We start from the raw sequence: 20,969 nt of genomic DNA, 5'->3' as shown, positions 1-20,969 counted from the left end.
CGCGGGAGCGTCTCCTCAGGGCGAGTGCTCAGCCAGCCGGTCGAGAAACGCCGCCTGCGCCTTGACGATCAGCGCGCGGGCCCGGTCGAGGTCGAACCACGCCACCCGGTCCAGCTCCGGGAACTCCTGGAGCCGTCCCGAGCGCGGCGGCCACTCCATCCGGAACGTGCCGGGCACGATCGTCGACGGGTCGAGATCCGCCTGGATCGCCCAGGCCGTGACGATCTTGCCGTTGGTCTGCCGGACCTCGCCGAGGTCGATGGCCTTCCCGTCGGGCGGGGGCAGTCCCAGTTCCTCCTGGAACTCGCGGCGGGCGGCCTCCCAGGCGGGCTCGTCCGGCTCGTACTCGCCCTTGATCACGGTCCACGCCCCGGCGTCGCGCCGAGCGAAGAACGGGCCGCCCATGTGGCCGAGCAGTACGTCGAGGCCGCGGTCGGCGGGGTGGAAGAGCAGCAGGCCGGCACTGCGCTTCACGGCTTCACCTCCGGGTGCGCGGCGAGCAGAGTCTCGACCGTGTCGGCATCCTCGGGGCGCTTGTCCTCCCGGTAGCGGATGACGCGGGCGAAGCGGAGGGTGACGCCGGCCGGGTAGCGGGTGGAGCGCTGCAGGCCGTCGTAGGCGATCTCGACGACGAGTTCCGGGCGGACGGTGACGACATGGCCGTTGTCGTCGACGGCGAGCTGCTGGAGCCGTTCGGTCTGCCAGGCGAGCAGCGCGTCGGTCATGCCCTTGAAGGTCTTGCCGAGCATGGCGAGGCCGCCGTCGGCGGTGCGGGCGCCCAGGTGGAGGTTGGAGAGCTTGCCGGTGCGGCGGCCGTGGCCCCACTCGGCGGCCAGGACGACCAGGTCGAGAGTGTGGACGGGCTTGACCTTCAGCCAGGAGGCCCCGCGCCGCCCCGCGCTGTAGGGGGCGTCGAGCGCCTTGGCGACGACGCCCTCGTGGCCGCGCTTCAGGGTCTCGGCGAGGAATTCCTCCGCCGTGGGCGTGTCGCCCGGCCCGGACACCAGCGTGCGCCGCACCCGCATCGGCCCGGGGACCAGGCGGGCCAGCTCGGCGTGCCGCTCGGCGAAGGGCAGGTCGAGCAGGTCGTGGCCGTCGACGGACAGCGCGTCGAAGAAGACGGGGGAGACCGGCACCGCGCGGGCGGCCGTCGCCACGTCCGTGCGGGAGCCGACGCGTCCGGCGGTCTCCTGGAACGAACGGGGACGCCCGCCCTCGTCGAAGGAGATCACCTCGCCGTCCAGGATGAACCGCTCGCCGCGCAACTCCAGTGCGGCGGCCGTCACTTCGGGCAGCCGGTCGGTGATGTCGTCGAGCGTGCGGGTGTAGAGCCGCACGGTGTCGCCGTCGCGGTGCACCTGGACGCGGATGCCGTCCAGCTTCTCCTCGACCGCGCAGGCACCGAGCTTGTCCACTGCCTCCGCGACCGAGGAGGCACTGTGCGCCAGCATCGGCCAGACCGGGCGGCCGACGGTGAGGCGGAAGCGGTCCAGGGCGGCGGGGCCGTCCGCGAGGAGCGCCTCGGCCACCGTCTGGAGGGAGCCGGCGAGCATCACGGCCCGCCGTACGTCCGCGGACGGCGCCCCGGTCGCCTGGGCCAGGCCCTCGACCGCGACGGCGTCCAGCGCGCCCTGCCGGACCTCGCCGGTGAGCAGCCCGAGCAGGAACCGCTGCTCCTCCTCGGTGGCCGCGCCCATCAACTCGCCTACCAGGCGGGCGCGTTCCGCCTGGGAGCCGGGGCCGGACACCTGGGCGAGCTCGGACAGCCGGGCGTGCACGTCCCGTACGGTCAGGCCCGGCTCGGGCGCCGGGTCGACCGGGCGGCCGAGCACCTTCCAGCCGACGCCGATCCGCCCCTGCGGCAGCCGCCCCGCCAGGTACGGGATGACGATGGGCACGTCCTGCGCCTCCGCGTCCCGGAAGAGCTCCGCGAGCAGGGCCGTCTTCCGGGAGCGCGCCGAGGTGGCGGCGACCTCCTGGGACACTCGGGCCAGCCGGTGCAGCAGCATGCAGTCATGGTGCACCGGAGGCGATGTCTCTACACCTGGGCGGCCGCGTCGAGGTCGGTCATCAGCAGGTCCCCGACGATCGCGGACGCCGCCCGGTATCCGCCGCTCGCCGCGTGCACGACCTGCTCGGTGAAGCCGACCGCGTTGCCCGCGGCCCACACGCCCGGGACGGTCGTCAGTCCGGTCGGGTCGACGACCGGGTACGCGCCGAACGGCGTCTCGTGCAGCTCGGCGCCGAGCCGCTCCAGCAGGCCGGTCTGCGGAACGGGGCGCGGGCCGACGAACAGCACGGAACGGAGGTGCGTCGTACCGTCGGCGAGCCGGACACCGGTGAGCCGGTCGTCCTCGGTCACCAGCCCCGCGACCTCGCCGGGCACCACGTCCACCCCGGCCGCGGCGAGCCGGCGCAGGTCCTGGTCGGACAGCTCCTCCTCGGCGACCGTGTGCAGGAAGAACCGCACGTCCTTCGACCACTGGGACACGATCAGCGCCTGGTGCACGCTCGCCGGGCTCGACGCCAGCACCCCGAACGGCTGGTCGCGCACCTCCCAGCCGTGGCAGAACGGGCAGTGCAGCACGTCCCGGCCGAACCGCTCGGCGACCCCGGCGACCGCCGGCAGCTCGTCCTTCAGCCCCGTCGCGACGACCAGCCGCCGCGCCCGCACCGTCCGGCCACCGGCCAGCACCACGGTGAAGTCCTCGTCCCTCTCCACCTCCACCACCCGGTCCCGCACGAGCTCCACGCCGTAGCGCGCGATCTCCTCCCGGCCGACGGCCAGGAACTCGGCGGGCGGCATGCCGTCCCGCGACAGATAGCCCTGCATGTGTGCGGCGGGCGCGTTGCGCGGCTCGCCCGCGTCGACCACCAGCGTGCGGTGCCGGGCCCGCCCCAGCACCAGTCCGGCGGACAGGCCCGCCGCGCCCCCGCCGATGACGACCACTGCGCATGTGTCGGTCATGTGACCACCTCCGCTGCCGAGCGTCGCCCCGGCACTGCGGTATTGACAAACGACTTTGCCGAACCTGCAATACGACCATGACGACGGACGAGGTACTCGCGGGCGTGGGCCCCCGGCTGCGGCAGATGCGCAAGGACCGGGAGGTGACCCTGGCGGCGCTCTCCGAGACCACCGGCATCTCCGTCAGCACCCTCTCGCGGCTGGAGTCCGGCCTGCGTAAACCCAGTCTGGAACTGCTGCTGCCGATCGCGCGCGCCCACCAGGTGGCGCTGGACGAGCTGGTCGGCACCCCGCCGACCGGTGATCCGCGTGTGCGCTCCAAGCCGATCGTGATGGGCGGCCGCACCCACTGGCCGCTCACCCGCCAGCCCGGCGGCCTGCAGGCCTACAAGGTCCTGGAGCCGCAGCGCAGACAGGAACCGGAACCGCGCACGCACGAGGGCTACGAGTGGCTGTACGTGCTGTCCGGGAGGCTGCGCCTGGTGCTGGGTGAGCACGATGTGGTGCTCACGGCGGGGGAGGCCGCCGAGTTCGACACCCGGGTGCCGCACTGGTTCGGGTCGACGGGGGAGGGGCCCGTGGAGTTCCTCAGCCTGTTCGGGCCGCAGGGTGAGCGGATGCATGTGCGGGCCCGGCCGAAGGGGGCATGACGTACGGGGTGTCTCCGGGCGGGACTTTGCCGGGGACTGTTCCCTAGTCGGCAAGCGACCGCTTAGTATGCGAACCGACCCCGGTCAGACGAAGCAGTCCCCCGTGGAGGCCCCGCATGCAGGCATGGCAAGTGCACGAGAACGGCGAGCCGGGCGAGGTGATGCGGCTCCAGGACGTGGAGCCGCCCACGCCCGGTGACGGCCAGGTCCTGCTCAAGGTGCGTGCGGCCAACATCAACTTCCCGGACGCCCTGCTGTGCCGCGGCCAGTACCAGGTCAGGCCGCCGCTGCCGTTCACGCCGGGCGTGGAGATCTGCGGCGAGACCCAGGACGGCCGCCGGGTGATCGCCAACCCGGCGCTGCCCCACGGCGGCTTCGCCGAGTACGCCGTCGCGGACGCCGCCGCCCTGCTGCCCGCGCCGGAGGCCCTCGACGACGCCGAAGCCGCCGCCCTGCACATCGGCTACCAGACCGGCTGGTTCGGTCTGCACCGCCGGGCCGGTCTGGAGGCCGGCGAGACCCTGCTCGTCCACGCTGCCGCAGGAGGGGTCGGCAGCGCGGCCGTGCAGCTCGGGAAGGCCGCCGGCGCCACCGTCATCGGTGTCGTCGGCGGCTCAGGGAAGGCGGCCGTCGCCCGCGAGCTGGGCTGCGACGTCGTGATCGACCGGCGCTCCGAGGACGTCGTCGCCGCCGTCAAGGAGGCCACCGGCGGCCGGGGCGCCGACGTGATCTACGACCCGGTCGGCGGCGAGGCCTACACCCAGTCCGCCAAGACCGTCGCCTTCGAGGGACGCATCGTCGTCGTCGGCTTCGCCAGCGGCACGATCCCCAGCCCGGGTCTGAACCACGCCCTGGTGAAGAACTACTCGATCCTCGGCCTGCACTGGGGCCTGTACAACACCAAGAACCCCAAGCTGGTCCAGCGCTGCCACGAGCAGCTCACCGAGCTGGCCGCCCGGGGTGCGATCAAGCCGCTGGTGAGCGAACGCGTGCCGCTCGGCTCGGCGGCCGCCGCAGTGCAGAAGGTGGCGGACGGTCTGACCACCGGCCGGGTCGCGGTCGTCATGGAGGAGGCAGCATGACCGACACCGAGGAACTGCGCCGCCGCACCCGGGAGTTGCTGGCCGCTCACCCGCCGGCCTCCACCGACCGGCTGGACTTCCTGCGGGCCCGCTTCGACGCCGGACTCGCCTGGGTGCACTACCCGGAGGGCCTCGGCGGGCTTGGTGCCCCCCGGTCCCTCCAGGCCGTCGTGGACGCCGAGCTGGAGGCCGCCGGGGCGCCCGACAACGACCCGCGCCGCATTGGCATCGGCCTCGGCATGGCCGCTCCGACCATCCTGGGCTTCGGCACCGACGAGCAGAAGCGGCGGTACCTCAGGCCCCTGTGGACGGGCGAGGAGGTCTGGTGCCAGCTGTTCAGTGAGCCCGGCGCCGGATCCGACCTGGCCGCGCTGGGCACGCGGGCGGTCCGCGAGGGCGACGGCTGGGTGGTCAACGGGCAGAAGGTCTGGACGTCCAGCGCCCATGTGGCCCGCTGGGCGATCCTCATCGCCCGCACCGACCCGGAGGTGCCCAAGCACCGGGGCATCACGTACTTCGTCTGCGACATGACCGACCCGGGCGTCGAGGTGCGGCCCCTGCGGCAGATCACCGGCGAGGCCGAGTTCAACGAGGTGTTCCTCACCGACGTCCGCATCCCCGACGCGCGCCGCCTCGGTGCGGTCGGGGACGGCTGGAAGGTCGCGCAGACCACGCTCAACAACGAGCGCGTGGCCATCGGCGGCATGCGGCTGCCCCGTGAGGGCGGCATGATCGGCCCGATCTCGAAGACCTGGCGTGAGCGGCCCGAGCTGCGCACCCACGATCTGCACCAGCGGCTGCTGAAGCTCTGGGTGGAGTCCGAGGTCTCCCGCCTCACCGCGGAGCGGCTGCGCCAGCAACTCGTCGTGGGCCAGCCGGGCCCCGAGGGCGCCGGCATGAAGCTGGCCTTCGCCCGCCTCAACCAGGAGATCAGCGGCCTGGAGGTGGAACTCCTCGGTGAGGAGGGCCTGCTGTACGACGACTGGACCATGCGGCGCCCGGAGCTCGTCGACTTCACCGGCCGCGACGCCGGCTACCGCTACCTGCGCTCCAAGGGCAACAGCATCGAGGGCGGGACCAGCGAGGTCCTGCTGAACATCGTCGCCGAGCGCGTCCTGGGCCTGCCCGCCGAGCCGCGCACCGACAAGGACGTCGCCTGGAAGGACCTGGCCCGGTGAAGAACGAGCGCGACCTGTTGTACTCGGAAGAGGAAGAGGCGCTGCGCGCCGCCGTCCGCGACCTGCTCACCGACCACTGTGACGCGCCCGGCGTCATCGCCCGCACCGAGTCGGACGCCCCGCACCACCGGGCCCTGTGGAAGGCCCTCACCGAGGGCATGGGCCTCGCCGGCCTGCTGGTGCCCGAGGAACTCGACGGCCAGGGTGCCACGCACCGGGAAGCCGCCGTGGTGCTGGAGGAGCTGGGGCGCGCGGTCGCTCCCGTGCCGTATCTGACGAGCGCGGTCGTCGCCACCGAGGCCCTGCTGGCCTGCGGTGCCGACGACCTCCTGCGCGGCCTCGCGACCGGGACGACGATCGGCGCCCTCGCGGTCGCCCTCAACGTCGCACCGGGTGCCGCCTACCGGGTCGTCCGGCACGAGGACGGGCTGCTGCACGGCGAACTGACCGGCATCGCGGACGCGGCCGTGGCCGACGTGCTGCTCGTGCCGGCCGACGACGGCGGTCTGTACGCGGTCGACGCCACCGCCGCGACGGTCACGCCCCAGACCTCCCTGGACCTGACCCGGCCGCTCGCGACCGTCACCCTCGACGGAGCGCCGGGCCGGCTGCTGGGCGACGCCGAACCCGCCGTGCGCCGAGCCCTGCGCGCCGGCGCCGGGCTGCTCGCCTCCGAGCAGTTCGGGCTGGCCGAGTGGACGCTGACGGAGACCGTCCGCTACCTGAAGGAACGCAAGCAGTTCAACCGGCCCGTCGGCGGCTTCCAGGCGATCAAGCACCGGCTGGCCCACCTGTGGCTGGAGGTCGTCAACACCCGCGCGGCGGCCCGCAACGCCGCTGACGCCCTGGCCGCGGGCGAGGACGCCGACGTGGCCGTCACCGTCGCCCAGGCCTACGCGGCACCCGTGGCCGTGCACGCCGCCGAGGAGGCGGTGCAACTGCACGGCGGCATCGGCATGACGTGGGAACACCCCGCGCATCTGTACCTCAAGCGCGCCAAGGCCGACTCGATCGCCTACGGCACGCCGGGCGCCCACCGGGAGGCACTGGCCGCACTGGTCGACCTCCAGGCCCCCTGACCTACACCCTGCCGACGCCTGGCAAAGCCCGGAAAGGCCCGTCCCACCAGGGGCGGGCCTTTCCGCGCGCCCCGGTCCGCTGAAGTGAACGCGTCGCGGCAGTCCGGCCAACTCCGTGCGCGGGCCTGCTCCTTGAGCCTGCCGGGACCCCATACTCGCAGGGTTCCCGTACGGCACCTCCAGGGAGGCAGAGCATGGCCCTCACCACCCGTCGCACGGCCCTCACCACCCTCGGCGCGGCCCTCGCGAGCTCGATCGCCCTCCCCGCCGCCCCCGCACCGGCCGGCGAACGCACGCACCGGCCCCGCCCGTTGTGGCGCGCCCACGCCCACAACGACTACGAGCACCCGCGCCCGCTCTTCGACGCCCTCGACCACCGCTTCGGCAGCGTCGAAGCCGACATCCACCTCGTCGGCGACCAACTCCTCGTCGCCCACGACCCGGAGGACCTCGACCCCTCCCGCACCCTCGAGTCCCTCTACCTCGACCCGCTCGCCGCCCGCGTCCGCGCCAACCACGGTTCGGTGTACCGGGGATACCGCGACGCGCTGTACCTGCTCATCGACATCAAGACCGAGGGCTCGTCGACGTACCTCGAACTCGACCGCCGGCTCCGGCGCCACCGGCACCTGTTCACCACGTACGCCCACGGCCGCGTCTTCCGCGGCCCGGTCACCGCCGTCGTCTCCGGTGACCGCGCGGCCCGCGCGCCCATGCAGGCCCAGAGCGTCCGGCGCGCCTTCTACGACGGCCGCCTCACCGACCTCGGCAGCCCGGCGCCGGCCTCCTTCATCCCGCTGATCAGCGACAACTGGACGCTCAACTTCACCTGGCAGGGCGTCGGCGCCTTCCCGGACGCCGAGCGGCAGAAGCTGCGGGGCATCGCCAGGACCGCCCACAAGCGCGGGCAGAAGGTGCGGTTCTGGGCGACCCCGGACCTGCCCGGACCCGCCCGCGACGCGCTCTGGGGCGAACTGCTCGCCGCCGGCGTCGACTACCTCAACACCGACGACCTCGCCGGACTGGAGGCGTTCCTCGACGCCCGGCGGACTACCTGGGGCAGTAATGCGGGCCACCTGGGGCAGTAAAAGGTCACAGAACACCACACGTTCGGCGGACAGGTCATCCGCCCGGACGAACCCTCCGCTACGCCACACTTGCGGCCGAACGCCGTGAACCGGACATGGCGGCGTGGCGGAGGAGTTGACGATGGCCATTTCCATCTCTGTGGTGCTGCTGCTGGTGATCCTGGCGGTGATCTTCCTGCGCAGCGGCGGTCTGAAGATCTCCCATGCGCTGGTCTGCCTGCTGCTCGGGTTCTATCTGGCCAGCACCAGCATCGCCCCCACCATCCACAGCGGACTCACGGCGACGGCGGACATCGTCAGCGGTCTGCGTCCCTGAGGTCACCCCGAGAACACGCCGATACCGTTCGCCACCGGGCGTTCGGCGCCGCCGCTGGGGTGGTTGCGCACGGAGACCGCGCTCGCGCCCGGCTTCCGGGCGACCAGGGTCGACGACCCGCCGCCGTCCAGACTGAAGGCGTCCTCCGAGCCCAGCTTCCGCAGGGTGCCGGCGACTTCGGCGATCGTCAGACCGCTGCGGTAGGCGGCGGCGCCGTCCAGCGCGAGCAGCAGCACGCGCCGCCCGCCGTCGGCGATCCCCACGGCCGTACGGACGGCCGACGTCGCGTTGTCGAGCCCCGGCAGCGGCCGGCCGCCCGAGAGCACCGGGTAGCCGCCGAGGGCGAGCTGGTAGGCGACGCCGTCCGTGGCCGCCACGAGGCCGTGCTCGACCTCGACCGATGCGCCGGTGGAGAACTTGCGCAGCTGCTGGGCGCCCGCCTCCCGGCCGACCAGCACGGTGGTCCCCGCGGCGATGGGGCCGCTGCCCGGAGTGTCGGCGGCCGAGACCACCGTGCCGTCGCGGACCGTCACCTCGTAGGTGTCCGTGCTGCACGGAGCGGCGCGGTCCGTGTCCGTGCCGCAGGTGGCGCGCACCCTGGAGGCGGAGCCCCACTCGGAGGTGAAAGCGCCGATGGAACCCACCGCCAGCGCGTACTGGTTGAGCCCACCGAGAGGCAGCTGCGCCTCGGCCGTACGGACCGAACCCCTGAGCGCCAGCCGGTCCAGCCGGGCCCGCCCGTCGGTGCCGACGCCGAACACGTCCTCGGTGGTCGTGCTGTGCGGCAGCGCCGGCCCGAACCGCTGGCCGTTCGGCACGGCCGCCTTGAGCGTCCGCCCGGCCGCGATCGCCGGACCCACACTCGCGCCGGTCGCCTCGACGCCAGGGTGCTGCGCCTCGGTGATGTTGAAGAAATCTCCGTTGATACCGGCTACCGCGCCCTGGCTGTCCGCCATCGCCGAGACCCGCCCGCGTGCGGCCACAGCCCCCGGGTACAGCAGATCCACCCGCACCTGAGGATTGCCCAGATCGACCCTCAGCACATGCGCGTGCGTCACCCCCTTGGCCGCCCTGATGTCGAACTCCTCGTACGTCACGCCCGGAGCGACCCGTACGCCCTTCTGGACGGCGCCGGCCGGAGCCGCCCCCGCCAGGGCCGAGCCGGTCAGCGCGCCGAACGCCGTGAGAAGCGCCAGTACCGCTCTGCCTGCACCCCGTCGCCTGCGACGACCTGCCACCGTGCCCCCTGATGCCTCGTCAACTGTCGGGACCCTCAGGGGCAGTGCACCAGACCACGGGGGCCGGGGAGGCGGCTGAGCACCTACTACGCGGGAACGGCTGAAAAAACGCACCCCTCTGGGTGCTTCAGCTGTCACCCGTTCCGGTGTCGTACGGCGTGAAATGCGCGGGCGTGTGGTCGATCGGCAGGCCGGGCCGCCAGGCGGTGAGGGCCTGCGCGCTGCACACGAACAACTGCTCCGGCAGCCGGTCCAGGGCGAACCAGCGCCAGCGGCCCACGCTCTCCCCGGGCTGGTCCGACGGCTCGCCCCGCCAGATGGTGACCCGGGCGGGCACGGTGACGCGGACGACACCTCCCGCGTCGTCCAGGAGCGTCCCGAGCAGCCGGACGTCCTCGGGCCGCGCCGCCAGCCCCGTCTCCTCGCCGAGCTCGCGCACGACCGTCTCCCGCAACGACTCCCCGGGTTCCACCGTCCCGCCCGGCAGCTCCCACGTCCCGCGCCGGTGCCGGCCCAGGAGCAGCCCGCGCGGCCCGTACACGACGGCACCCACCCCGAGCGCGGCGTGCGCGGGCGGCGGCTTACCGACGCGCGGCCGGGAGGAGACCCGGACCGGCCGGGTCACCCGGAAGAGCCGGTAGGAGGCCCTGTTGCCGCCCTCCGGCGCGTCGAGGACATCGATCCCCTCCACGCGCAGCCCGTACTCGGCGAGCAGCGCCGTCCAGAGCTCCGGGGTGAGCACCCACATCTGGACGGTGACCTCACCGCCACCCGCCAGCCGCAGGATCTCGGGCCGGGCCGCGACCCGGTCCGACGGCCCGTCACCACGACTGTTGCTGTGCAGCACCGTGAAGCAGAACCTGCCACCCGGCCTCAGCGCCCCGGCGAGGGCGGGCAGCAACCGGTGCGGATCGATGTACGGGACGGCGTTGACGGAGTAGACGACGTCGTACGGCTCGGCCTCACGCAGATGCTCCACCGCGTCGCCCAGGACCAGCCGCAGCCCGGGCAGCGAGCCGTAGCGGGCGCGGGCCCGCTCGTACTGCCCGGCCGAGGCGTCGACCGCGTCCACCAGCGCGCCGTGGGCCCGGACCAGATGGGCGGCGTGCCGGGCCGGACCGCACCCGAGGTCCAGCACCCGCCGGCCCGTCAGCTCCCCGAGAACCTCGCTCCCCGGCCCGCCGCCCTCGAATCCCCAGTCGATCCGTGCCGCTTCGGGCAGCGCCGTGCCCCGTCGCAGATGATGCGCCCCATATGCGCCCCAGGCCTCGGCGTTGACCGCCTCCGGTGCCTCCGCCACGGCTCAGCCGCCCGCCACGGCGTCACGCGGGAGCACCGTGACCCGGTGGAAGTTGCACCCGGCGAGACGTGGCTCGTCGTCATCGGCCTGTGGGGTCTGGTGGGCCTTGAGGGCGATGCTCACCAGGCTCAGCAGCAGGTCGACGTCCGCCTCGCAGTCGAGGTGGACCGTCACCCAGCACGACCCGGGCAGCAGGTGGATCGCGCTCGAACCGGCGAGGTCGTAGTGGATGCGCTGGATGGCCCGGCGAGTGAGGTGGAGGTCCACGTCCCGCGCGGAGTGGAAGTGGACGATCTCGTCACGGACGGAACGGAGCGCCCTTCCGGTACCGCAACTCGCCGGGCCCACCATCAGGTCGGGCCAGGCCTGCAGGCGCTCCATGGCGCGCTGGGCCAGAGTCATGGCCCCATCGTCGCCTGCTCACCGGTCCGCAACCAGAGGTTGAGCGATTTGTAACCGGGACGTGAGGTGGACCGCGGCGGTTCCGACCAGGCTTTCAGGCGGACTTGACGAGTCTGAGGTAGCGCTTCCAGTCCCAGTGCCGGCCGGGGTCGGTGTGGTCGCTGCCCGGTACCTCGTGGTGGCCGATGATGTGCGCGCGGTTCCTCGGGATGCCGTACCGCGCACAGATCGCCGCGGTGAGCCGGGCCGACCGCTCGTACATGGCGTCGGTGAAGTACCCGGGCCGGCCCACCCAGCCTTCGTGCTCGATGCCGATGCTGCGGGTGTTGTAGTCCCAGTTCCCCGCGTGCCAGGCGATGTCGGACTCGCGCACACACTGCGCGACATGCCCGTCGGAGGAGCGCACCACGTAGTGCGCGGACACCTTCTTGCTCGGGTTCCGGAAGACGGAGACGGTGCCGGAGTAGGTCGTCTGCGCCACGTGGATGATCACGTAGTGCAGTGGGTGGGCGCGCGGGCGGTTCGACGGTGTGTAGTTGCTGCGGCTCGCCGGGTGCCATGCCGCTCCGGGGTGGTCGACGGCCTGGGGCCGGGCGTCGGCCGGGGTGCCCGAGAGCAGGGCGGACGGGACGGCGGCGAGGGCGGCGCCGGCGAGGATGCCGCGCCTGCTTGGGAAGGGGGTGGTCCGTTCCATGGGTGTGTGCCTTCCGGGCTCGACAGGAGGGTGTCTCTTGCTCAACTGCGCGGCTGCGGCCGTTGCGGTCGCGGCCCGCGGTGATCAAGTTACGGCGCCTGCCGACTCGTCAGGAGGATGCGGCGCGATTCGGTGGACGGGCCAGCGGATGTGGACAACTCCCCCACCCGGCCGGGTGATTCGGAACGGAGGAGACCCGCCGGCGACCGTTGGCGACGGCCGTTTCAGGCCTGCCCGGCGACGGCCGCCGGATCGTCCAGCACCGCCCGGACCACCGAGTGCGCGGCCCCCAGCAGCGGGCCCTGAGGCCCCAGATGGGACACGGACACGGGGCAGACCGGACCTGCCGTACGGCGCGCCAGCTCGTCCCGCAGCGAGGGCAGCAGCCAGGGCGCCAGTCCGGACAGTTCCCCGCCCAGCACCACGCTCTCCGGGTCGAGCAGGTTGACCGCCCCGGTCAGGGCCACACCGAGCGCCGTCCCCGCGTCGCGCAGAGCACGGCGTACGCCCTCGTCGCCCTCCGCGGCGCGCCCCGCGAGCAGCCCGACCCGGTCCTCGCCGGGTTCCAGACCGGCCGCGCGCAGCACGGCCTCCTCGCCGGCGTACTGCTCCAGACAGCCCCGGCCGCCGCAGGCGCACTCCGGCCCGTCCGGCCGCACCGGCACGTGCCCCAACTCGCCCGCGAAACCGCGGGTTCCGCGCAGCAGCCCGCCGTCCACCACGACCGCGGCACCGATACCGATCTCCGCCGAGACGTGCAGGAAGTCGCGGGGCGTGTCGTCACCCAGCCAGAGTTCGGCGAGGGCGCCGAAGTTGGCCTCGTTGTCCACCGTCAGCGGCAGGTCCGCCGGCAGCAGTGTGCCGAGGTCGATGTCGTGCCATCCGAGGTTCGGGGCGCGCACGACCGTCCGGGCGTCGCGCGCCACCAGGCCCGGCACGGCCATGGCGAGTCCGGCCGGCCACAGGCCCTCGCCCTCCGCCTCGGCGACGACCTGCCGGATCAGCTCGGTGAGTTCCGCGAGCACGGGCTGAGGGGAGCGGCCGCGGTTCGCTCCCTGGCGTATCGCCCGCGACCGGGTCGTGCCGCGCAGGTCGACGGCGCAGACCGCGAGATGGTCGACGCCGACCTCCGCTCCGATGCCGGCCGGGCCGCGTCCGCTGACGGCGAGCGCGGAACCGGGCCGGCCCACCCGTCCGGGCCGCTCGGGCCCCAGCTCTTCGAGGAGCCCCGAGCGGATGAGCTCGTCGACGAGTGTCGAGACCGCCGCCCGGGTCAGGCCGATCCGTGAGGCGACGGCGGCCCGGGACAGCGGCCCCTCGTCGCGGACGGTGTGCAGGACGCGGGCGAGGTTGCGGCGGCGCATGCCCTGCTGGGTGTCGGGCAGGGCGCGCCCCGGCCCGGCGGGACGGGCCCCGTGCAGCGGTGCGGTCATGCCTGACGCCAGTCCTCAGTGGGTGTCGGTGGGCCGCTCCAGCAGCGGAGCCGCGTCGGAGAGTACCCCGGCGATCCTGGCCAGCGTCTCCTCGTCCCGCTCGACGGCGTCGAGCACCGGCCCGGCCGCCGTGTCCCAGCGGCGCGCGACCGCCGCCGGGTCCTCCCCGGTCAGCAACCCGGCCGCCTGCGCGGCAGCGCCGAGCGCGACCAGCTCCCTGGCCTCCGGCACCTGCACGGCACGCCCCGACAGCCGCCGCACGGTCTGCTGCCAAGCGGTGCCCCGGGCGCCGCCGCCGATCAGCAGCAGGGGTTCCGAGGGGTCCGCGTCCTCGTCGAGGACCAGGTCGAGCGCGCCGAGCAGGGAGTGCACGGCACCGTCGTAGGCGGCCTGCAGCAGCTGGCCGGCGGTCGTGTCGTGGCGCAGGCCGTGCAGCAGGCCGGAGGCGTTCGGCAGGTTCGGGGTGCGTTCGCCGTCCAGGTAGGGCAGCAGCGTCACGGCCGTGCCGGGCTCCACGGCCTCGCGGTCCAGACCCAGCAGCGCCGCGACGCGGTCGACGGCCAGCGTGCAGTTCAGGGTGCAGGCCAACGGCAGCCAGTCGCCGCGGGCGTCGGCGAAACCCGCCACCGTGCCGCTCGGGTCGGCGGTGCGCCGCTGCGAGACGGCGTACACCGTGCCCGAAGTGCCGAGGCTCATCACCGGCACGCCCGGCCGCACCCCGAGGCCCAGCGCGGCGGCGGCGTTGTCACCCGTGCCGGGCGCGACCAGGGTGCCCCGGGAGAACGGCAGGTCATGGCCGTCACGAACGCTGCCCGCCACCTCGCCGGGCCGGACCACGCGGGGCAGCAGGGCCGGGTCGAGCCCCACGTGCGCCAGGATCTCCTCGTCGTACGCCTCCGCCGCGGACGCCCACCAGCCCGTCCCGGAGACATCGCCGCGGTCGGTCGTGCCCTGCCCGGTGAGTCGCTCGGTGAGGTAGTCGTGGGGGAGGCGCACGGCTTTCGTGGCGCGCACCGCCTCCGGCTCGTGCTCGGCCAGCCACGCCCACTTGGTGACCGTGAACGAGGCGGCGGGCACGCTTCCGGTGCGCTCCGCCCAGAACTTCGAGCCGCCCAGTTCCTCCGTCAGCCGACGGGCCTGCGGCGCCGAGCGCACGTCGTTCCACAGCAGGGCGGGCCGCACCGGCTCGCCCCGGCCGTCCAGGGTGACGAGGCCGTGCTGCTGCCCTCCCACCGACACGGCGGCGGCCTCGTGCGCCGCGTCCCCGCACTGGCGCAGAGCTTCGCACAGCGCGTCCCACCACTGGCGCGGGTCGGTCTCGCGCCCGGCCCCCGAGGAGACCGTGTGCGGCGCCTGGCCGCTCGCGACCACCCGGCCGGTGGACGCGTCGACGACCAGCGCCTTGGTGGACTGGGTGGACGAGTCCACACCGACGACGAGCGGACCCTCGGCTGCTGACATCGGGCTTCTCCCTACTGCGCGCGGCACGTGTCTCCGTTCGGAGGCACCTTGTCTCTTCCCAGAGAGGTGCTCGCATACTAATTTGTAAATCGGCATGACGAAATAGCCTCAGCGAGCAAGGAGCCGCGGCATGAGCTACCAGCCCACCCCCGAGGACAGGTTCACGTTCGGCCTGTGGACCGTCGGCTGGCAGGGACGGGATCCCTTCGGCGACGCCACGCGGCGTGCCCTCGACCCCGTCGAGACGGTGCAGCGCCTGGCCGAGCTGGGCGCCCACGGCGTGACCTTCCACGACGACGACCTGATCCCGTTCGGCTCGAGCGACACCGAGCGCGAGGCGCACATCAAGCGCTTCCGGCAGGCACTGGACGCCACGGGCATGAAGGTCCCGATGGCCACCACCAACCTCTTCACGCACCCGGTCTTCAAGGACGGCGCGTTCACCGCCAACGACCGCGACGTGCGCCGCTACGCCCTGCGCAAGACCATCCGCAACATCGACCTCGCCGTCGAGCTCGGCGCCCGGGTGTACGTGGCCTGGGGCGGCCGTGAGGGTGCCGAGTCCGGCGCCGCCAAGGACGTCCGCGTGGCCCTGGACCGGATGAAGGAGGCCTTCGACCTGCTCGGCGAGTACGTCACCTCCCAGGGCTACGACCTCCGCTTCGCGATCGAGCCCAAGCCGAACGAGCCGCGCGGCGACATCCTGCTGCCGACCGTCGGCCACGCCCTGGCGTTCATCGAGCGCCTGGAGCGTCCGGAGCTGTACGGCGTGAACCCCGAGGTCGGGCACGAGCAGATGGCCGGACTGAACTTCCCGCACGGGATCGCGCAGGCGCTGTGGGCGGACAAGCTGTTCCACATCGACCTCAACGGCCAGTCCGGCATCAAGTACGACCAGGACCTGCGCTTCGGCGCCGGCGACCTGCGTGCCGCGTTCTGGCTGGTCGACCTGCTGGAGTCGGCCGGCTACACCGGTCCGCGGCACTTCGACTTCAAGCCGCCGCGGACCGAGGACCTCGACGGGGTCTGGGCCTCGGCGGCCGGCTGCATGCGCAACTACCTCGTGCTCAAGGACCGCGCCGCCGCCTTCCGGGCCGACCCGGAGGTCCAGGAGGCCCTGCGCGCGGCCCGCCTCGACGAGCTGGCCCAGCCCACCGCCGCGGACGGCCTGCAGGCGCTGCTCGCCGACCGGTCGGCGTTCGAGGCGTTCGATGTGGAGGCGGCCGCCGCGCGCGGCATGGCCTTCGAGCACCTGGACCAGCTGGCGATGGACCATCTGCTGGGGGCACGCGGCTGAGTCCACGCGCGCGTGCGGGCACGTCGGCCGGTCACCACGGCCGGCCGGCGGGCCCGTCATGCCGCGGAATCGTGCGATCCACGCCATGAGTCCGTATCAGCTTCCGTGCGCCCCTCCCGGCTTGAGCGCTGCCCGGCGACTCTGGCAGGTATGGCCATGCCGCCCGTACCGCCGCACCCGCCCGGGCCGCCCCGGCGCCGGAATCCGCTGCTCATCCTGCTCGCCGTGCTCGTGGCCCTCGCAGCCGTGTCTCTCGTGGCGCTGATGGCCTCGGGACGGGACGACTCGCCGGACGGGGAGCCGGGGGGCGAGAGCACGAGCCGCACTGACGCGCCGTCCTTCGGCATCCCCACCACGCTGCCCACGAGGTTGCCCAGCGAGCTGCCGTCGCGGCTGCCGTCGGGCTTTCCGACCCGGTTGCCGAGCGATCTGCCCAGTGATCTTCCGAGTGACCTCGAATCGCTCGTCCCGTCCCTGGACCCCGGCGAGCTACTGCCCTGACGCCTGCCGTCTCCTCACCCGGCACAGGTTTCCGGGTCCCGTCATTCGGCCCGGCGGTGGAAGTGGCCCTGGCGCGGACCTCACAAAGAGTCTCCTTCTCCTGCCTAAACTTCCGCCGAAACCGGGGCTGTCGCCGATGCCAGGGCCGTCGCCGGGTCCTGGGCGGCGCCTCCCGCGGGCTGCCAGCGGCCGCGTTCCTTGCGGTAGGGCCACCAGCGGCCGTCCCGGCCGAGCCGCAGCTGGACCGGCGCGCCGGCGACCGTCCAGCGGTTGCCCCGCGCCCGCAGCTCCGGCCGTTCACCGGTGTCCCAGGCCGACTCCAGGGCGGCACGCGCGCGTGCGAGCGTTTCGCCCTCCACACGCCACTCCTCGTCGAGGACGGACAGTGCGGCCGCGCCGCCGTGACGCCAGGCGCGCACGGCCGTGGCCAGTCCCTCCCGGCCGCGTCCCGACCCGTCTGCGAGCCGGTCGGTCACCTCCCGGCCGGGGTCACCCGCGGCCAGCCGCACCGCGTCCTGCGCCGGCGTCGCGTGGACGTCGCCCTGGAGCGTTCCCCTGAGCAGGCCGTGAGCCCGTACGGCGGTCTGCGCGGCCAGGAACGCCAGAGCGGCCGGTTCGATGCCGGGGGCGGGCGGTGTCTCGGTGTCCAGGGACGGCGGAAGACCGGGTTCGCCGGGGAGCCCGGGCGGATCCGGGAGCGGCGGCAGGATGTCACCGGCGGCGTACGCCTCGGCCGCGTCCACGCCCTCCGGCTCGGCGGAGCCCGCCGTGGACGCGCCGCCGCGCGCCTGCAGGTCCTCCAGCAGGGTGGTCTCGTCGCGCCCGCGCATCAGCAGCAGCACGAACGGGTCCTGGTCCAGCAGCCGCGCCACCTGGTAACAGAGCGCCGCCGTGTGCCCGCAGTGGTCCCAGGCCTCGCAGTCGCACTCCGGCTCCAGGTCGCCCAGTCCCGGGAGCAGTTCGACGCCCGCGTCCGCCGCGTCCTCGACCAGGTGCGGTGGCATCTCCCGGTCCAGCAGCGCCGCCACATGACCGGCCCGCTCCGCCGTCATGTCCAGGAAACGGTCCCACTGCTCGGGCGAGAGCTCCTCCAGCAGGACGTCGGCCCGGTGCGCCGTACGGTCGCGGTCCTGGACGACGGCTGTCAGCCGCCCCGGGCGCACCGACACCGCGCCGACCGCACCCGCGCGGGCGAGCCGGCGGCCCGTCTTGAGCTGTGCCGAGTCCAGCGCAGTGCCCTCCAGTGCCTTCAGCCAGGCCTGGCCCCACCAGGTCTGCGTGAAGCCCCGCCCGTGGGCGGGCGGCAGGGCGGCGAAGGTGCGTTCCATGTCGTCCTCGTGCCGAGTCATCGCAGGCCCCCTCGCAGTTCGACCAGATCCGCCAGTTCCGCGTTTGTTAGTTCCGTGAGCGCGGCCTCGCCGGCGCCCAGGACCGCGTCCGCCAGCTCCCGCTTGCGTATCAGCAGTTCGGCGATGCGGTCCTCGATCGTTCCCTCCGCGATGATCCGGTGCACCTGCACGGGCCGGGTCTGGCCGATGCGGTACGCGCGGTCGGTCGCCTGCGCCTCGACGGCCGGGTTCCACCAGCGGTCGTAGTGCACGACGTGCTCGGCCCGGGTGAGATTCAGCCCGGTGCCCGCCGCCTTCAACGACAGCAGGAACACCGGCACTTCGCCGTCCTGGAAACGCCGCACCATGGCCTCGCGCCCGGCGACGGGCGTCCCTCCGTGCAGGAACTGCGTGGGCGTGCCGCGGGCGGCGAGGTGCCGTTCGAGGAGACGGGCCATCTGCACGTACTGCGTGAACACCAGCACGCCCGCCTGCTCGGCGAGGATCGTGTCGAGCAGCTCGTCCAGCAGCTCCAGCTTGCCGGAACGCCCGGAGATCACCGGCCGCTCCTCCTTGAGGTACTGCGCCGGATGGTTGCAGATCTGCTTGAGGCCGGTGAGCAGCTTCACGATCAGGCCCCGCCGGGCCATGCTGCCGGCGCCGGAGATCTCCGCGAGCGCCTCGCGCACCACGGCTTCGTACAGCGCCGCCTGCTCCTCGGTGAGCGACACGGCGTGATCGGTCTCCGTCTTCGGCGGCAGCTCGGGCGCGATCCCCGGGTCCGACTTGCGGCGGCGCAGCAGGAACGGCCGTACGAGCCGGGCCAGCCGGTCGGCAGCGGCCGGGTCCTGACCGCCCTCGACGGCTTCCGCGTACCGCCTGCGGAAGGTACCGAGCCGGCCCAGCAGCCCCGGAGTCGTCCAGTCGAGGATCGCCCACAACTCCGACAGGTTGTTCTCCACCGGGGTGCCGGTGAGGGCCACACGCGCGCGTGCGCCGATGGAACGCAGCTCCCGCGCGGTCGAGGAGTGCGGGTTCTTCACGTGCTGTGCCTCGTCCGCCACGAGCATGCCCCACGGCACTCCGGCGAGCCGGGGCGCGTCCAGGCGCATCGTGCCGTACGTGGTGAGCACGAACTCCCCGTCGGCCAGGCCGTCCAGGTCGCGCCGCGCGCCATGGAAGCGCCGCACCGGTGTGCCGGGCGCGAACCGTTCGATCTCCCGCTGCCAGTTGCCCATCAGGGACGTCGGGCAGACCACCAGGGTCGGTCCGGCGGACCCGGCGTCGGACTGCCGGTGCAGGTGGAGGGCGATCAGCGTGATCGTCTTGCCGAGCCCCATGTCGTCGGCGAGACAGCAGCCCAGACCCAGCGACGTCATACCGGCGAGCCAGTTCAGGCCCCGCCGCTGGTAGTCCCGCAGGGTGGCGGCGAGGGCGGCCGGCTGCTCCACGGGCCGCTGCGCCTCGGGGTCCGCGAGCCGCTCCCGCAGGGCCGCCAGCCATCCGGTCGGCCGCACCTCGACCCGGCGGCCGTCCACCTCCGCCCAGCCCGTCAGGGCCGCGCCCAGGGCGTCCACCGGCGTCACCTTGCGGTCCTGCCGGGAGCGGGCCAGGCGCGCCTCGTGAGGGTCGATCAGGACCCACTGGTCACGCAGCCGCACCACCGGGCGCTTCGCCTCGGCGAGACGGTCCAGCTCCGCACGGTCCAGCCGCCCCTCACCCAGGGCGAACGACCACGTGAAGGCGAGCAGCGCGTCGGCGGACAGGAACGACGGCATGGCCGCCGAGGCCTCGCCGGACTCCGGACCGCCGTGGGAAGGCCCCACCTCCGCGTGCGTGCGGAGCTCACGGGAGAGCCCCTTGGGCCAGTGCACGTCGACCCCGGCCGCGCTCAGCGCGACGGCGCCCGCACCGAGAAGCTCGGTGACCTCCTCGTCGGCGAGTACGGCCGCGTCCGGCACGGCCGCCGCCAGCAGGGGCGTGAGCGGGGCCCAGGCCCGGGCCGCACGGCGCAGGGCGAGCAGTGCGTCCATCCGCGCGCGTGGACCGAAGGCCTCGCCCCCGGTGCCGGTCCAGACGTCCGCGGCGTCCGCGACGAGCGCCGGATCGCTGACGCTGTGCACCTGCAGCACGGCCCGGAACGTCACGTCCGTGTCGTCGTCCGCCGCGTCCGTCAGGCCGTCCGCCTCGATCCGCAGCGACAGCCGCACGCCCGCGTCAAGTCCCGCGGCGACATCGGCGGCCCAGGCGCGCTGCTCGGGCAGCCGCACCGGCTCCGGCGAGGCGTAGGCGGGGCCGCCCGTCACCAGCGGCGCGGCGGGGGAGCGGGGCAGGGTGTCGGCGACAGCGTCGAGGAAGGCGCGCAGAAGCTGCTCCGGGTCGGGCAGCCGCAGCGGCGCGGCGTCTCCCAGGGGCACGGCGTGCGCCTCGGGCGGCATCGCGGCGGCGAGGCGGCGCAGGGCCTCGACGTCCTGGGCGCGCAGCGGGCCCGCGCGCCAGGCGTCGTGGTCGCCCGGTGACAGCCCCGGCAGCAGCAGTCCCCGGGCCACGAGGTGCAGGGCGTGCAGGGCCGCCGCGCCCCAGAAGACGGTGGACCGGTGCCCCTGCCCGCCGGCACGCGCACGCGTGAGGACCGGCAGAGCCGTGTGCACCGGCACCAGGACGGCGGGCACGCTCGCTTCCTCGACCTCACCGTCATGGGGCACGACGACGGTCAGGTCCGCGACGGATGCCGGCTCCACAGGCGGAGGGGTGACGCCGTCGGGCCGCCAGAAGGCGACACTCCCAGTGCGCGCGGGGTCGCCGGGCAGGAAGACGGACCGGCACAAGGCCAGTTCGGAGAGGTCGGAGGGGGATGCCGGGAGAGTCGGGTGCTCGGCTATGGCGGATTCCTCAAATTTGACTAGTGGAAGCGGAGTCGCCGAGAGTACATCACTTCTGGCGCGCATGGGTAT

The 20,969-nt window shown here is 73.6% G+C and carries 19 protein-coding genes; 8 read left to right on the top strand and 11 right to left on the bottom strand.

Annotated features, from left to right (window positions below):
• Window positions 1–15: 15 nt before the first annotated feature.
• Genes CEB94_RS06280 through CEB94_RS06270 form a run of 3 tightly spaced genes read right to left on the bottom strand, consistent with a single transcriptional unit; the run spans window position 16 to window position 2,968 of the window.
• On the bottom strand, window positions 16–474 hold the full coding sequence (locus CEB94_RS06280) for an NUDIX hydrolase (RefSeq protein WP_175431214.1): 459 nt from the start codon (window positions 472–474) through the stop codon (window positions 16–18).
• Window positions 471–2,009: an ATP-dependent DNA ligase gene (locus tag CEB94_RS06275; RefSeq protein ID WP_175431213.1), complete on the bottom strand. Its 1,539-nt coding sequence runs from the start codon at window positions 2,007–2,009 to the stop codon at window positions 471–473. The genes CEB94_RS06280 and CEB94_RS06275 overlap by 4 nt, the downstream gene beginning before the upstream one ends.
• Before the next feature lie 29 nt (window positions 2,010–2,038).
• Window positions 2,039–2,968, bottom strand: a complete 930-nt coding sequence (locus CEB94_RS06270; RefSeq protein ID WP_175431212.1) for an NAD(P)/FAD-dependent oxidoreductase — start codon at window positions 2,966–2,968, stop codon at window positions 2,039–2,041.
• Between the two features lie 77 nt (window positions 2,969–3,045).
• Between CEB94_RS06270 and CEB94_RS06265 the strand changes: the two genes are divergently transcribed.
• The 6 genes from CEB94_RS06265 to CEB94_RS06240 all read left to right on the top strand — a co-directional run bounded on the left by CEB94_RS06265 (window position 3,046) and on the right by CEB94_RS06240 (window position 8,361).
• Window positions 3,046–3,618 (top strand): helix-turn-helix domain-containing protein, encoded by a 573-nt coding sequence (locus tag CEB94_RS06265; RefSeq protein ID WP_175431211.1) that lies wholly within the window; start codon window positions 3,046–3,048, stop codon window positions 3,616–3,618.
• A gap of 116 nt (window positions 3,619–3,734) precedes the next feature.
• On the top strand, window positions 3,735–4,700 hold the full coding sequence (locus tag CEB94_RS06260; RefSeq protein WP_175431210.1) for an NADPH:quinone oxidoreductase family protein: 966 nt from the start codon (window positions 3,735–3,737) through the stop codon (window positions 4,698–4,700).
• On the top strand, window positions 4,697–5,878 hold the full coding sequence (locus CEB94_RS06255) for an acyl-CoA dehydrogenase family protein (protein ID WP_175431209.1): 1,182 nt from the start codon (window positions 4,697–4,699) through the stop codon (window positions 5,876–5,878). The genes CEB94_RS06260 and CEB94_RS06255 overlap by 4 nt, the downstream gene beginning before the upstream one ends.
• Window positions 5,875–6,957 carry an acyl-CoA dehydrogenase family protein gene (locus tag CEB94_RS06250; RefSeq protein WP_175431208.1) on the top strand — a complete coding sequence of 361 codons (1,083 nt, stop codon included), beginning with the start codon at window positions 5,875–5,877 and terminating at the stop codon, window positions 6,955–6,957. Before CEB94_RS06255 ends, CEB94_RS06250 begins: the two co-directional genes overlap by 4 nt.
• Window positions 6,958–7,151: 194 nt before the next feature.
• Window positions 7,152–8,045, top strand: a complete 894-nt coding sequence (locus tag CEB94_RS06245) for a phosphatidylinositol-specific phospholipase C/glycerophosphodiester phosphodiesterase family protein (RefSeq protein ID WP_175431207.1) — start codon at window positions 7,152–7,154, stop codon at window positions 8,043–8,045.
• Between the two features lie 121 nt (window positions 8,046–8,166).
• Complete coding sequence (locus tag CEB94_RS06240; protein ID WP_175431206.1) at window positions 8,167–8,361, top strand: hypothetical protein; 195 nt, start codon at window positions 8,167–8,169, stop codon at window positions 8,359–8,361.
• A gap of 2 nt (window positions 8,362–8,363) precedes the next feature.
• Here the strand turns inward: CEB94_RS06240 and CEB94_RS06235 are convergent, their stop codons facing one another.
• The 6 genes from CEB94_RS06235 to xylB all read right to left on the bottom strand — a co-directional run bounded on the left by CEB94_RS06235 (window position 8,364) and on the right by xylB (window position 14,889).
• Window positions 8,364–9,599, bottom strand: coding sequence for a phosphodiester glycosidase family protein (locus CEB94_RS06235; RefSeq protein ID WP_175431205.1), 1,236 nt, complete (start codon window positions 9,597–9,599; stop codon window positions 8,364–8,366).
• Between the two features lie 127 nt (window positions 9,600–9,726).
• A complete protein-coding gene (locus CEB94_RS06230) occupies window positions 9,727–10,899 on the bottom strand; it encodes a bifunctional class I SAM-dependent methyltransferase/NUDIX hydrolase (protein ID WP_175431204.1) in 1,173 nt (390 codons plus the stop codon).
• Window positions 10,900–10,902: 3 nt separating this feature from the next.
• Window positions 10,903–11,301 (bottom strand): luciferase domain-containing protein, encoded by a 399-nt coding sequence (locus CEB94_RS06225; protein ID WP_175431203.1) that lies wholly within the window; start codon window positions 11,299–11,301, stop codon window positions 10,903–10,905.
• A 94-nt stretch (window positions 11,302–11,395) separates the two neighbouring features.
• A complete protein-coding gene (locus tag CEB94_RS06220) occupies window positions 11,396–11,995 on the bottom strand; it encodes an N-acetylmuramoyl-L-alanine amidase (RefSeq protein ID WP_175431202.1) in 600 nt (199 codons plus the stop codon).
• A gap of 224 nt (window positions 11,996–12,219) precedes the next feature.
• On the bottom strand, window positions 12,220–13,428 hold the full coding sequence (locus CEB94_RS06215; RefSeq protein ID WP_175431201.1) for an ROK family transcriptional regulator: 1,209 nt from the start codon (window positions 13,426–13,428) through the stop codon (window positions 12,220–12,222).
• 15 nt (window positions 13,429–13,443) lie between these two features.
• Complete coding sequence (gene xylB / locus CEB94_RS06210) at window positions 13,444–14,889, bottom strand: xylulokinase (RefSeq protein ID WP_175431200.1); 1,446 nt, start codon at window positions 14,887–14,889, stop codon at window positions 13,444–13,446.
• 130 nt (window positions 14,890–15,019) lie between these two features.
• Here xylB and xylA point away from each other — a divergent pair, with 130 nt between their 5' ends.
• Together xylA and CEB94_RS06200 are read left to right on the top strand one after the other, a co-directional pair.
• Complete coding sequence (gene xylA / locus CEB94_RS06205; RefSeq protein WP_175431199.1) at window positions 15,020–16,186, top strand: xylose isomerase; 1,167 nt, start codon at window positions 15,020–15,022, stop codon at window positions 16,184–16,186.
• 150 nt (window positions 16,187–16,336) lie between these two features.
• Window positions 16,337–16,687, top strand: coding sequence for a hypothetical protein (locus CEB94_RS06200; protein WP_175431198.1), 351 nt, complete (start codon window positions 16,337–16,339; stop codon window positions 16,685–16,687).
• Window positions 16,688–16,791: 104 nt separating this feature from the next.
• Here the strand turns inward: CEB94_RS06200 and CEB94_RS06195 are convergent, their stop codons facing one another.
• Both CEB94_RS06195 and CEB94_RS06190 read right to left on the bottom strand, forming a co-directional pair.
• The gene (locus CEB94_RS06195) at window positions 16,792–18,036 is read right to left on the bottom strand and encodes an SWIM zinc finger family protein (protein ID WP_175431197.1); all 1,245 of its coding nucleotides are present in this window, start codon (window positions 18,034–18,036) and stop codon (window positions 16,792–16,794) included.
• Complete coding sequence (locus CEB94_RS06190) at window positions 18,033–20,963, bottom strand: DEAD/DEAH box helicase (RefSeq protein ID WP_246111744.1); 2,931 nt, start codon at window positions 20,961–20,963, stop codon at window positions 18,033–18,035. Before CEB94_RS06190 ends, CEB94_RS06195 begins: the two co-directional genes overlap by 4 nt.
• Window positions 20,964–20,969: the final 6 nt, after the last annotated feature.

This window comes from Streptomyces hawaiiensis (assembly GCF_004803895.1).
GTDB classification, from domain to species: Bacteria; Actinomycetota; Actinomycetes; order Streptomycetales; family Streptomycetaceae; genus Streptomyces; species Streptomyces hawaiiensis.
The sequence above is the reverse complement of the archived record's forward strand: the minus strand, read 5'-3'. Positions and strand labels throughout refer to the sequence as shown.